At 58.7% G+C, this 12,139-nt stretch carries 14 protein-coding genes; 6 read left to right on the top strand and 8 right to left on the bottom strand.

Annotated elements, in window-relative coordinates; translation table 11 throughout:
* Positions 1-86 precede the first annotated feature (86 nt).
* Genes AB5Y99_RS08205 through sdhC form a run of 4 tightly spaced genes read right to left on the bottom strand, consistent with a single transcriptional unit; the run spans position 87 to position 3,303 of the window.
* Positions 87-803, bottom strand: a complete 717-nt coding sequence (locus AB5Y99_RS08205; RefSeq protein ID WP_005333549.1) for a succinate dehydrogenase iron-sulfur subunit — start codon at positions 801-803, stop codon at positions 87-89.
* Between the two features lie 16 nt (positions 804-819).
* Entirely contained in the window at positions 820-2,586 is a 1,767-nt protein-coding gene (gene sdhA / locus AB5Y99_RS08200) for a succinate dehydrogenase flavoprotein subunit (protein ID WP_013723668.1), read from the bottom strand.
* A gap of 1 nt (position 2,587) precedes the next feature.
* Positions 2,588-2,932: a succinate dehydrogenase, hydrophobic membrane anchor protein gene (sdhD, locus tag AB5Y99_RS08195; RefSeq protein WP_005333558.1), complete on the bottom strand. Its 345-nt coding sequence runs from the start codon at positions 2,930-2,932 to the stop codon at positions 2,588-2,590.
* Entirely contained in the window at positions 2,926-3,303 is a 378-nt protein-coding gene (gene sdhC, locus AB5Y99_RS08190) for a succinate dehydrogenase cytochrome b556 subunit (RefSeq protein ID WP_005333571.1), read from the bottom strand. The genes sdhD and sdhC overlap by 7 nt, the downstream gene beginning before the upstream one ends.
* A gap of 442 nt (positions 3,304-3,745) precedes the next feature.
* On the opposite strand from sdhC, the gene AB5Y99_RS08185 reads away from it, so the two are divergent.
* Positions 3,746-5,032 carry a citrate synthase gene (locus AB5Y99_RS08185; RefSeq protein ID WP_005333572.1) on the top strand — a complete coding sequence of 429 codons (1,287 nt, stop codon included), beginning with the start codon at positions 3,746-3,748 and terminating at the stop codon, positions 5,030-5,032.
* A gap of 92 nt (positions 5,033-5,124) precedes the next feature.
* Positions 5,125-5,445 (top strand): DUF4377 domain-containing protein, encoded by a 321-nt coding sequence (locus AB5Y99_RS08180; RefSeq protein WP_335831268.1) that lies wholly within the window; start codon positions 5,125-5,127, stop codon positions 5,443-5,445.
* A 67-nt stretch (positions 5,446-5,512) separates the two neighbouring features.
* On the opposite strand, the gene AB5Y99_RS08175 is transcribed toward AB5Y99_RS08180, so the two are convergent.
* Together AB5Y99_RS08175 and AB5Y99_RS08170 are read right to left on the bottom strand one after the other, a co-directional pair.
* Positions 5,513-5,953 carry an acetyltransferase gene (locus AB5Y99_RS08175; RefSeq protein ID WP_335831269.1) on the bottom strand — a complete coding sequence of 147 codons (441 nt, stop codon included), beginning with the start codon at positions 5,951-5,953 and terminating at the stop codon, positions 5,513-5,515.
* 58 nt (positions 5,954-6,011) lie between these two features.
* On the bottom strand, positions 6,012-6,857 hold the full coding sequence (locus AB5Y99_RS08170) for a DUF5718 family protein (RefSeq protein ID WP_216950666.1): 846 nt from the start codon (positions 6,855-6,857) through the stop codon (positions 6,012-6,014).
* A gap of 299 nt (positions 6,858-7,156) precedes the next feature.
* On the opposite strand from AB5Y99_RS08170, the gene AB5Y99_RS08165 reads away from it, so the two are divergent.
* From AB5Y99_RS08165 to AB5Y99_RS08150, 4 genes are all read left to right on the top strand, one after another.
* On the top strand, positions 7,157-7,744 hold the full coding sequence (locus AB5Y99_RS08165) for a class IV adenylate cyclase (RefSeq protein ID WP_216950665.1): 588 nt from the start codon (positions 7,157-7,159) through the stop codon (positions 7,742-7,744).
* Complete coding sequence (locus tag AB5Y99_RS08160) at positions 7,741-8,133, top strand: NUDIX domain-containing protein (protein WP_216950664.1); 393 nt, start codon at positions 7,741-7,743, stop codon at positions 8,131-8,133. Before AB5Y99_RS08165 ends, AB5Y99_RS08160 begins: the two co-directional genes overlap by 4 nt.
* A 91-nt stretch (positions 8,134-8,224) precedes the next feature.
* The gene (locus AB5Y99_RS08155; RefSeq protein WP_201953273.1) at positions 8,225-8,731 is read left to right on the top strand and encodes a GNAT family N-acetyltransferase; all 507 of its coding nucleotides are present in this window, start codon (positions 8,225-8,227) and stop codon (positions 8,729-8,731) included.
* A gap of 296 nt (positions 8,732-9,027) precedes the next feature.
* Positions 9,028-10,146 carry a glycerol dehydrogenase gene (locus AB5Y99_RS08150; protein WP_216950663.1) on the top strand — a complete coding sequence of 373 codons (1,119 nt, stop codon included), beginning with the start codon at positions 9,028-9,030 and terminating at the stop codon, positions 10,144-10,146.
* 102 nt (positions 10,147-10,248) lie between these two features.
* Here the strand turns inward: AB5Y99_RS08150 and pdxY are convergent, their stop codons facing one another.
* Positions 10,249-11,112, bottom strand: coding sequence for a pyridoxal kinase PdxY (gene pdxY / locus AB5Y99_RS08145; RefSeq protein WP_043824274.1), 864 nt, complete (start codon positions 11,110-11,112; stop codon positions 10,249-10,251).
* 174 nt (positions 11,113-11,286) lie between these two features.
* Complete coding sequence (locus AB5Y99_RS08140; protein WP_043824277.1) at positions 11,287-12,063, bottom strand: DUF429 domain-containing protein; 777 nt, start codon at positions 12,061-12,063, stop codon at positions 11,287-11,289.
* Between the last annotated feature and the right edge of the window lie 76 nt (positions 12,064-12,139).

Genomic DNA, 12,139 nt, shown 5'->3' with positions numbered 1-12,139 from the left:
GCGCAGCTTGTAGGGGTCAAATAGCCATCCTGCCACGGGTGGGATGGCTATCCAGAGGTCGGGCCAGCACGTGGTCGGCCCTGATACTAAACAGCCCGATTGAGCAACATCGACTTGATCTGGCCAATCGCCTTGGTCGGGTTCAAGCCTTTCGGACAGACGTTCACGCAGTTCATGATGCCATGGCAGCGGAACACGCTGAATGCGTCGTCCAGATTCCCCAGTCGTTCGGTGGTCGCGGTGTCGCGGCTGTCAGCCAGCCAGCGGTAGGCGGCGAGCAGCCCGGCCGGACCGATGAACTTGTCGGGATTCCACCAGAAGGAGGGGCACGAAGTGGAGCAGCAGGCACAGAGAATGCACTCGTACAGGCCGTCAAGCTTGGCGCGCTCTTCGGGGGATTGCAGGTGCTCACGCACCGGCGGCAACTTGTCATCATTGATGAGGAAGGGTTTGACCTTCTCCCACTGGGTGTAGAACTGGGTCATGTCGATCACCAGATCACGGATCACCGGCAGGCCGGGCAAGGGGCGGATAACGACGTTATTGCCCTTCTTCAGCAGGTCGGAGAGCGGGGTGATACAGGCAAGACCGTTCTTGCCATTCATGTTGAGACCGTCTGATCCACAGACCCCTTCGCGGCAAGAGCGGCGGAAGGCGAGCGTGGGATCCAGCTCTTTCAACTGGATCAGTGCGTCGAGCACCATCATGTCGGAACCTTCAGGAATATCAAGACGATATTCCTTCATATGGGGGACGTTATCAACATCCGGATTGTATCTGTAGACAGAGAATGTGACGTTCATAGGGCTGGCTCCGCAATCAGTAAGTCCGGACCTTGGGCGGGAACGCCTCACGGGTCTTGGGTGACATGTTGACAGCGCGACGGGTCATGGACTCGGTGTCCGGATGATAGAGGCTGTGGCACAGCCAGTTCTCATCGTCGCGATCCGGGAAGTCGAAGCGGCAGTGAGCACCGCGACTCTCGGTACGGAAGTTGGCGGCAACCGCCGTGGCAAACGCCGTCTCCATCAGGTTGTCCAGCTCCAGGCACTCGATACGCTGGGTGTTGAACTCTTTGGAGGTGTCATCCAGACGGGCTGACTTGAGGCGTTCGCGGATAACCTTGAGCTCGGCCAACCCTTCTGCCATCGCCGCACCTTCGCGGAATACAGAGAAGTTGTTCTGCATGCAGCGCTGCAGGTCTTTGCGGATCTGCACCGGGTCTTCCCCGTCACGGCAATTTTCCCAGCGGTTGAAGCGGGCCAACGCGGCATCCAGATCCGACTCGGAAGCATCGCGGCCGTGCTCCATCTCGCCCAGGGTGTTGACCAGATGCATGCCGGCAGCGCGGCCGAAGACCACCAGATCCAGCAGGGAGTTGCCACCCAGACGGTTGGCGCCGTGTACGGAGACGCAGGCAATCTCGCCCACCGCAAACAGACCGACCACCGGTACATCGTTGCCGTTCTTGTCCTGAGTCAGGCACTGGCCATTCACGTTGGTCGGCACGCCGCCCATCATGTAGTGGCAGGTCGGAATGATCGGGATCGGCTCTTTGACCGGATCCACGTGGGCGAAGGTGCGAGAGAGCTCGCAGATCCCCGGCAGACGGGATTCCAGCACCTCTTTGCCGAGGTGATCCAGCTTCAGCTTGATGTGCGGGCCCCAGGGACCGTCGCAGCCACGGCCTTCACGGATCTCGATCATGATGGAGCGGGCCACCACGTCGCGACCGGCCAAGTCCTTGGCATTCGGGGCGTAACGCTCCATGAAGCGCTCGCCATCTTTATTGAGCAGATAGCCACCTTCACCACGGCAGCCTTCGGTTACCAGCACCCCAGCACCGGCGATGCCGGTCGGGTGGAACTGCCACATCTCCATGTCCTGCACGCCGACGCCGGCACGCAGCGCCATGCCGACACCGTCACCTGTATTGATGTGGGCGTTGGTGGTGGACTGGTAGATACGACCGGCACCGCCAGTCGCCAGCACGGTGGCCTTGGCCTTGAAGTAGACCACTTCACCGCTCTCCATATCGATGGCGGTACAACCCACCACGTGGCCATCCTGGTTTTTCACCAGATCCAGCGCATACCACTCGGAGAAGACGGTGGTCTTGTTCTTGACGTTCTGTTGGTAAAGGGTGTGCAGCAGGGCGTGACCGGTACGGTCGGCGGCCGCTGCGGTACGAGCGGCCTGCTCGCCACCGAAATTCTTGGACTGACCACCAAACGGACGCTGGTAGACAGACCCGTTATCGAAACGGGAGAAGGGCAGCCCCATGTTCTCCAGCTCATAGATAGCCTCGGGGCCGGTTTTGCACATGTACTCGATGGCTTCCTGATCACCGATGTAATCGGAACCTTTTACCGTGTCATACATATGCCACTGCCAGTTGTCATCGTGGGCATTGCCCAGCGCAACCGTGATCCCGCCCTGGGCGGAAACAGTGTGAGAACGGGTTGGAAAAACCTTGGACAACAGAGCGCAGCTCTTGCCAGACTGGGCAATCTGCAGAGCGGCGCGCATACCGGCACCACCGGCACCAATCACCACCGCATCAAATTCACGAGTTGGAATAGTCACCTTACACACCCCACAGCACGACGAAACCCGTCATCAGATAGACAAACAGCACCACGACCAGGGCAAATTGCAGCGCCCCGCGCAGCCCTACCGGCTTGATATAGTCAGTCAGCACCTGCCACAGACCAATCCAGGCGTGGATCAGTACGCAGAGCAGGGTCAACAGGGTGAATACCTTGGTGAATGTTTTGGCGAAGAAGCCTGCCCACACCTCGTAGGTGATGTCGTTGAACGCGACAAAGCCCACCAGATAGAGGACATAACAGGTCATGATGAGGGCGGTGGCGCGGATCAGGATGTAATCGTGAACGCCGCTGCGCCCGAAGGTTGCAGAATTGGTTACCATACAAGCACTCCCGCCAATACAGCCAGGATCGCGGTGATCACGAAGGCCACGCGGGCGCTCTGATTGCCGGATTCCAGCTCTTCCCAATAGCCCATATCCATGACCAGATGACGCAAGCCGCCCACAATGTGGTATGCCAGCGCAGTCAGGATCCCCCACAGCACGAGTTTGACCAGGAAGTTGTCCATGATGGCAACCACGGTTTCAAACCCTTCGGGAGAGGCGAGTGAAGTACCAAGCATCCACAGCAAGATGCCCAGTGCAACAAAGGTAATGACCCCTGAAACACGGTGCAGGATGGATGCAATGGCAGTGACAGGAAAGCTGATCGTCTGTAGGTCGAGGTTGACCGGTCTCTGTTTGTTTTTCACGCTTGCCCACTCAGCTCCATTGAGCACGTTAGTTATTGTTTTAACTCACACTTGAGGGCACGGAATGGTGATTGTTGGTTTTTTGTTACCAAAACACTCTGAAAAAGCCAAAACGCGAGTTTTCGGTTTCACATCAGGCTTTGCCAAAGCGTTTCAAACACCCGCAGCCATGACCCACGTGGCGCAGTATATCGGCGGCCTTAACCGAAGACAATCAATTAGCTACAAAGAAAACACAAAACCGCAAACTCGATCGCATATTTAATTTAACATTTCATTAATGCCATTAATGGGGTTCCAGCAAAATTGACATTGATAAGGAACTCTGTTTCAAATAAGGCGCTCCAGCCACTTCGGTATGGGTAACAACCTTTGCCAGCGTCATAAAAGTCGTAATAGAGTAGGACTGGAACCAAATTATAAAGAGCAAAGGAGACGTGCTATGGCTGATAAGATAGCCACCCTACACCTGCCCGGAAAAGATCCGGTCGAACTGCCGATCCTCTCCGGCACCATCGGCCCGGATGTCATCGATGTCAGAAAATTGGGATCACAGGGGTATTTCACCTTTGACCCCGGTTTTATGGCCACCGGTTCTTGCAAATCTGCCATTACCTACATTGACGGGGATCAGGGTGTCTTGCTGCACCGTGGTTACCCCATCGCCCAGTTGGCCACCCAGGCCACCTATCTGGAAGTCTGCTATATCCTGCTGTACGGCGAAGCGCCGACCAAGGCCCAATATGCCGAATTCGAACGCCTGGTCACCCGCCACACCATGGTGCACGAGCAGATCGCCTTCTTCTTCCGCGGCTTCCGTCGTGACTCCCACCCCATGGCCATCATGTGCGGTGTGGTCAGCGCCCTCTCCGCCTTCTATCACGATGCCCTCGACATCAATAACGAGCAGCATCGCGAGATCTGTGCCTTCCGTCTGCTCTCCAAGATGCCGACTCTGGCCGCCATGTGTTACAAGTACTCCATCGGCCAGCCGTTCATGCAGCCGCGTAACGCCCTCTCCTATGCCGGTAACTTCCTGCACATGATGTTTGGTGTGCCGACCGAAGAGTACAAGGTCAACCCCATCGTTGAACGCGCCATGGATCGTATCTTTACCCTCCATGCGGATCACGAGCAGAACGCCTCCACCTCCACCGTTCGTCTGGCTGGCTCCTCCGGTGCCAACCCGTTCGCCTGTATCGCCGCGGGGATCGCCTCCCTGTGGGGACCGGCCCACGGTGGTGCCAACGAAGCCTGCCTGCGCATGCTGGAAGAGATCGGCTCGGTGGATCGCATCCCCGAGTACATCGCCAAGGCCAAGGACAAGAATGATCCGTTCCGTCTGATGGGCTTCGGTCACCGTGTCTACAAGAACCACGACCCTCGTGCCACTGTGATGCGCGAAACCTGCCACGAAGTACTCACTGAACTGCAGATCAAGGATCCGCTGCTGGACGTGGCCATGGAGCTGGAGCGTATTGCGCTCTCCGACCCCTACTTCGTCGAGAAGAAACTCTACCCGAACGTGGACTTCTACTCCGGCATCATCATGAAGGCGATCGGCATCCCGATGAGCATGTTCACCGTGATCTTCGCCATCTCCCGCACTATCGGCTGGATTGCGCACTGGAACGAGTTCCACTCAGACCCGGACAGCAAGATTGGTCGCCCACGCCAGCTCTACGTGGGCCACCCGCTGCGCGAGTTCACTCCACTCGAGCAGCGCTAACCACTGCGCTGATATGGTTTGTTACAAAGGCGGTCATTGACCGCCTTTTTGTTTGCCGCTCTAATGCCCCCTTTCGCGTTAAGGAGTCCATTATGAAACCACTGTTTATCAGCGCAGCCTTGCTGCTGACCGCCTGCCAGAGCGCCCCCGCCTCGTCACAGGGGGAGACCCTCTATATCAACAGCCAGTTGGTCGATTGCGTCGGGGTTGGCCCGATGCAGTGCATGCAGGTTCGCAGTGATGAGCAGCAGCCCTGGACGCTGTTCTACCAGGATATTGAAGGCTTCCAGTTCGAGCCGGGCTACCGGTATCAGCTCACCGTGAGTAAGGAGCAGCTCACCGATGTACCGGCCGATGCCCCCTCCCTGCGCTATCAGCTGATCAAGGTAGTGAACAAAGTCGCCAGCAAGTAACAAACACGATCAAAAAACGGGGGATGGCTGATGCCATCCCCCGTTGGTTTATGGGTACTGCGCCTCATCAGGCTGGCGCCAGCGCCATATGCAGCAACGGATAGGGCTTGCCCTGACCATCCAGCGGCGAGCGACCCGTCACTGTGAACCCCATCTTCAGATAGAAGCCCACTGCCTGTTCGTTCTGCTCGTTGACGTCAACCTGCGTCGCGCCACCCTGTTCGATGGCATGCGCCACCAGCAAACGCCCCACGCCACTACCGCGCGCCTCGGGAGCCACAAACAGCATCTCCAGCTTGCCATCGCATAGCCCGCAAAAACCGGCAATGCGCCCCTCCTCCGTCCGGGCACAGTGCAGTGTCACCGCATCGAAGTAGTGCTCCAGAATAAGCGGTTTGAGTGCGAGGATCTCGGCCTCGGGCAGGAAGTGGTGGGTCGCCCGAACAGAGGCCTCCCACAGATCGATCAGGGCCGGATAATCGGCCCGCGTTGCAGTATCAATCTTCATCAATGACTCTTTGTTGCAGCCCGCAGGATGGCTGTGGCCTCCCCGCGAGCCAACCTGATTAGCGCGCCTGCACCGCCTGCAGCAGCACCGACATATCAGCACCAAAGTGGCGGCTGCGGATCGCCTCGCGGATCTCCGCTTCGCTATAACGGCTGCCCGGGTAGACCACTACGCAGGAGGTGTCGCCCGGTTTAAGGAAGTGGGTCTCGCCAAACGGGGTATAGCGGGTGGCACCGATACTGATGAGCGCATGGGGAGGATGTCCCGCCTGCGCCAGCAGTCCCTGAATGTGCTCCGCCGGCCCTTCATCCTGCTGATGATTGAACTTGTCGATGGCCCAGTCGAGCAGCTTGCCGTGGAAGTAGCTGTAGTCGATGGCGGCGCTGTCTACCCCGTAGGCGTGCAGCTCACCGTCCCGCTCCAGATAGCAGGCGATACGATAGTCATCGAGCTCGCAACCGGCGGCAAAACCGGAAAGCGGCAGCAGGTTGGCCGCCAACCCCTTGCTCTCTTCGCCCCAGTTCTTCTTCTCGCTGATCTTCTTGGCGTTGGGACGACGGATGGAGCAGTCGTTATAGGCGCCAAAGGCACGGGGATGGATCGCCACCACCTGCTTGTCGGCATACTCAAGCTCGCACCAGAGGGCCACTTCCGGCTCGATCTGCACCTTCTCGTCACCGCTGACCGCCGCTTCCGGCAGGAAGATCACCTTGTCGCTCAACGGGAATACCCCGAGCTGATCCGGATGGCCCGGCACGAAAAAGGGAAACAGCGCCTTGGGCGCCGTGGTATCGCGCACCACGACAGCCACGAAATCCGACGCTTCACCCGCCTGCTCCAGATGACCGGCGAAATTGCCCGCGACTCCGAGTCCGATAAATTTGCTCTCTGCTGCTATCTGCATCTTGCTCACCTGCATCTTGCCCACGCAAGGTAGCAGGCTCGTCGCCCACTACCGCTAAAGTGGCAAGATTAAACCACAAGGATCCCGCCTTCGCCCAGTCCGGCCCTGTCGTGATGTGCGCCAGTCCGCTTTTTTAGGGTCGAAAAGTCTGTGGCGAACCAGCCATTGCGCACTCATTCAGCTACGCGGTCACCGCGCTGGAAACAGTGCGTTTCCGGCATCTCCCCTCTTTCTCCTTGGGACTCAACTTCATCTTTGTTAGGCTGCCTGCCACACAGGCTCACAGAGGGATCTTCTTGATGTCACAGGCGCACTTTCAGGGCCGCTTCGAAGTCGAGTTCAAATATCAGCTGACGGATCGCCCCGCCTTCCTCAAGGCACTGCTCGCCCTCAATCCGGAGATCATGCTGGAGGATAATCTGGAGCAGGATCGCTACTTCGACACCCCGGATGATGCCCTTGCCCAGGCTGGCAAAAGTCTGGCTATCCGCACCATGCAGCCCTCCGGCATCCAGCTCTGGATCGTCAAGGGGCCCGAGAAGGATCGCTGCGAGGCGGTCAATATCAGCGATGCCGACAAGGCTGCCAACATGCTCCTCACCATGAACTACCGGCAGATACTCGTGATCACCAAAAGGCGCAGCATCTACTTCATTGGCCCGTTTCACGTCACCCTGGATCATCTGGCCGAGATCGGGGATTTTGCCGAGCTCGCCATCATGACCGATGACGAGGAACGCCTCCCGGCTTTTCGCCAGCAACTGCTCGCGCTGGCAGATCAATTGGGACTTTCTCCCGATGCGCAGGAGCCTCGCTCCTACCGCACCCTGTACACCCGGTACATGCAGGCAATACACACAACACAAACAGAGGATGCAACTCAATGATCGACAAACTCGCCTGGCTCACCTTTAAAGATCAGCAGCTGCTCTGCGCCCGCTCCCACGGCAAGGACATCTATTACATCCCGGGCGGCAAGCGGGAACCGGGCGAGAGCGACGAGGCGGCGCTGATCCGCGAGATTGAGGAGGAGCTGGCTGTCACCCTGCAGCCCGATACCCTGCGCTTTGTCTGCGAGTTCAGCGCTCAGGCCGATGGCAAACCGGCAGGAGTCGAGGTGCGACTGCGCTGTTACACCGGCGAAACAAGCGGCACCCCAATCGCCTCGGCAGAAATTGCCGAGCTGCGCTGGCTCGACAGCTCTCACCTCGATGAGCTCTCCCCCGTCTCCCGCTTGCTGTTTACCTGGCTGGTTGAGCAGGAGCTGATCCGCTGACAAGCCGTACTTGCGCCGAGCATAAGTACCTACCTCATATGAACCAACAGTGGCAATCAGCCACATAACAGAGCAACGACAAGGATGTCAGATGAACATTGTGGAAGTTAAGAGCGCAGCGACCTACCAAAGCGCGCTCATCGCCATGCTGCAAGATTGTGTCGATAGCGGCGCCTCGGTCGGTTTTTTACCGCCGCTGACCACGGAGGAATCTACCTGCTACTGGCAAGGAGTTGAAGCGGATCTAGCGGCAGGTCACCAAAAGCTGTGGCTGGCCCTTGAGCAGCAACAGATAGTAGGAGCGATTCAGCTCGCGCTCTGTGGCAAGGCCAACGGTCGCCACCGGGCCGAAGTGGAAAAATTGATGGTACTGCAAACGGCGAGAGGTAAAGGTGTCGGTCGTGCGCTGATGCAGGCAATGGAACAAGGCGCCCATGCCGCGGGCCGTTCGCTGCTGGTGCTGGATACTCGCGCCGGTGATGTGGCCTCCCACCTTTATCGTCAACTCGGCTATCTGGAGGCGGGCCAGATCCCGAGCTTTGCACGCAACGCCGATGGCACCCTTGCAGCAACCGCAATCTTCTACAAACTGCTCTGACTATCTCCTATCCCTTATCCAAATACAGCAGGGCCGCACCAAGCGGTCCTGCTTGTTGCTGCGTGACTGTTTGTTGCAGCAATATGGCTTGCAACAAATTGCCACGATAGAGCAATTGCTCCTGTATGCCTCAACACCGCCAATCGCCGCCCCAAAATACAGCCAAATAAATAGAAAGATTAATTAATGATTAAAACACCTCCCTTTTCTTCTTCATCTATTGCCTCATCAGGCGTATCGTGAGAGACCCATTTGATAATCTATTTTATGTTATTCACTGCCTTGAGGAATAATGGATGCCCACTTTGCCCCGTACAGTTACCTCCCCCAAAAAGTTCATCATCGGTCAACACCTTCTCCCGCAACTCCATGAGCACGTTAAAGATTTTGGTGACTATGCGTTGCTCATCAGCGATGAGTTCATTCTGGAGCGGGTACGGGAAGAAGCTTTGGCGGGGCTCCTGCAGGCAGGCCTCAGGGGAGTGGTCGACAAGTTTCGCTACGAATGCACCGAACAGGAGATCCACCGCCTGACCCACCTTGCAGAGCAATATGGTGCGAACGTGATTGTCGGGATCGGCGGCGGCAAGACGCTGGATGTCGCCAAGGCCGTGGCCTTCTATCTGCGCCGTCCGGTTGTGCTGTTCCCGACGATTGCCTCCACGGACGCCCCCTGCACGGCACTGGCGGTGATCTACAACCAGGCGGGGGAATTTGAGCGCTATCTCTTCCTGCCGCAAAATCCGGACGTGGTGCTGGCTGACACGGCCATCATTGCCGCCGCCCCTCCCCGCTTCTTTTCCGCAGGCGTTGGTGATGCCCTGGCCACCTATTTCGAGGCGCGCGCCTGCTATCGGGCGGACGGGCTCAATCTGGTCGGCAAGCGCCCTTCACGCACTGGCCTTGGTCTGGCAAAGCTCTGTTACGAGCTGCTTGGTGAGAACATCGAGCTGGCCATGGATGCGATACGCCACCATGTCTCGACCCCGGCGCTGGAGCAGGTTATCGAGGCCACCATCTACCTCAGCGGGGTCGGCGCCGAAGCCGGTGGACTGGCCGCCGCTCATGCAGTCAACAACGGCATGTCACTGATCCCGGAGCTCCATCGCGCCCAGCATGGCGAGAAGGTAGTCTTCGGCCTGCTGACCCAACTCGTGCTTGAGCGCGCCCCGCAACATGAACTTGATGAAGTGTTTCGCATCATCGACTGTGCAGGTCTGCCCATGACGCTACCAGAGCTGGGGCTCACCCACTTTGATGAAAGCGAGTGGCGCAAGGTGGCGCAGCTGGCCTGCGATCCCCTCGATACCATGGGCAACATGCCGATGACAGTGAGTGAACAGGATGTCTACGCCGCCATGGTAGCGGCCAATGCCATGGCTGAGCGTTATCGCCTCCGCCATCCCCGCATCTGATTGCTTGCCGCACTAAATAGGCAAACAGTAAAAAGGCTTGCCCATTGGCAAGCCTTTTTCATCTGCATCCCCTTGTCGGGATAGACGAAAGTCCGCGTTGACTCAGGGGAGTTTCACCGCTCGCACTTCAACCTCTGGCAGGGCGAAGGCATCTTGCGCGGTGATGAGTTGCAGCTCGTAAGCCTGCTGGCGCCAGGTCTCCTGCAGCACCGCATCCACCGAGGCGTTGGTGCGCTCGAACGCGCTAACCGCATCGTGACCGGCCAGCAAATTGGCCAGCATCAGGGCGCTGATAAGATCGCCAACCCCCACCGGCTGGCGGGCAAAGTCATAGAGCGGACGGGCAATCAGGTAATCCCCTTGCGGGGTCGCCAGCAGCATCTCGAAGCGGCTGGAGTCCTGCGCCGCACGACCGAGATGCTTGACCAGCACCAGCTTGACGCCGCGGGCCAGCAGCTGATGGGCAGCCGCGCGGGTCTGATCCAGATCAGCCAGATGGGTATCGCAGAGGGTCTCCAGCTCCAGCAGGTTGGGGGCCATCATGTCGGCCACCGGCAGCGCCTGCTCGGTCAGGAAACGGGTGACGCCGGGAGCGACGATACACCCCTTCTCCGGGTGCCCCATCACAGGGTCGCAGAAGTAGATGGCATCGGGGTTGGCCGCCTTGACGGCGTTGACCACGGTCAGGATCTCGTCTCCCTGTTCGGCGGAGCCAAGATAACCGCTCAGCACGGCGTCACACTGGCTCAACACCTCGATATTGCCCAATCCTTTCACCAGCGCACTGATATGACCCGCCGGCATCGCCATTCCCTGCCACCCCTGGGCATATTGGGTGTGGTTGGAAAACTGCACCGTGTTGATGGGCCATACATCCATACCAAGGCGACGCATGGGGAAGACGGCCGCGCTGTTGCCGGCACAACCAAAGACCACGTGGGACTGAATAGAGAGAACGGATTTCATCGGGAATACCACAGCAAAGGATCAGCAAGGTGGGCAATATATCGGATGAAGATAACGATGCGCCACCTTGGCGCGGGATGAACAGGCAATTTCCTGACTAAAGACAGGTTTTTTGCGCCATTTGGCCCGCATCGACAGGATGAGCGGCGCCATGATGCGCCGCGTCACCGTCCATCACATGCCGTTGTGCTCAACGCCATGACGGGCAAAGTGATAGACCCAGCCCTCATCACACGGCATGTCACTGGGTGGCGAAATCAGCTCAGGCAATACCGTCACCTTGCCACCAGCGGCATATTGCAGCGCCATCAGGGCGCAGAGCGCCGCATCATAGCGATCGGTGCCGACCTGCGCATCCGCAGGCAGCTGCGCCGCCAGCTCGGGCCGTGCCGGGGAGGCCTTGCCGCCCACTTTGGCCAATGCCGGATAGACCTCCAGCACGGCGCGACTGGCCTTCGGGGCAACGGTCGGCACCAGTTGCAGATCCGAGAGTCGCGGCAGCATGGAGAGCGCTAGAGTGGCGTTGTTGCCGAGCCGGTCGAAGGTGGCCGACAGCGGCTTCTTGCCATACTGCTGATACAACCAGCGCTCGCAGTCACGATAGGCGTAGGGGTTGTCTATCTCCCGTTCGGGCACGGCGCAGCTGTGTGGCTGGCCGTTGAGCAGATCCCGCAAGGCACGGGGAAAGGCGAGCGGAGCATCGATACCGAGCGCCAGTTGCGGGCAGGCTTCTACCTGCATCAGGGTCAGCTCGTTTTGCAGGGCCGGGCGCAACAGGGCGGCCAGATCCGGCGCCACCCGCGAGCTCAAGCGAAACAGCGGCGACACCCCGAGCCAGTGCAGGCTGTTGGAGTCGGCCTGCCAGCCCACCACGGCCACCGCCTGGGCACTGCCCTGCCAGCCACGCACATCCCAGCCGATCCCGATTGCACTCATCTGCCCTGCCGTCATCAATCACCTCTGTTCGCCTGTCACAAGTTACAAGAGGCACAGGGTAATCAGCAGAGGCCCTTAACGCAAAGCGAAC

The organism is Aeromonas sp. R4-2 (assembly GCF_040908295.1).
GTDB lineage: Bacteria > Pseudomonadota > Gammaproteobacteria > Enterobacterales > Aeromonadaceae > Aeromonas > Aeromonas veronii.
Note: the sequence above shows the minus strand (reverse complement) of the source record. Positions and strands in the feature narration are given on the sequence as shown.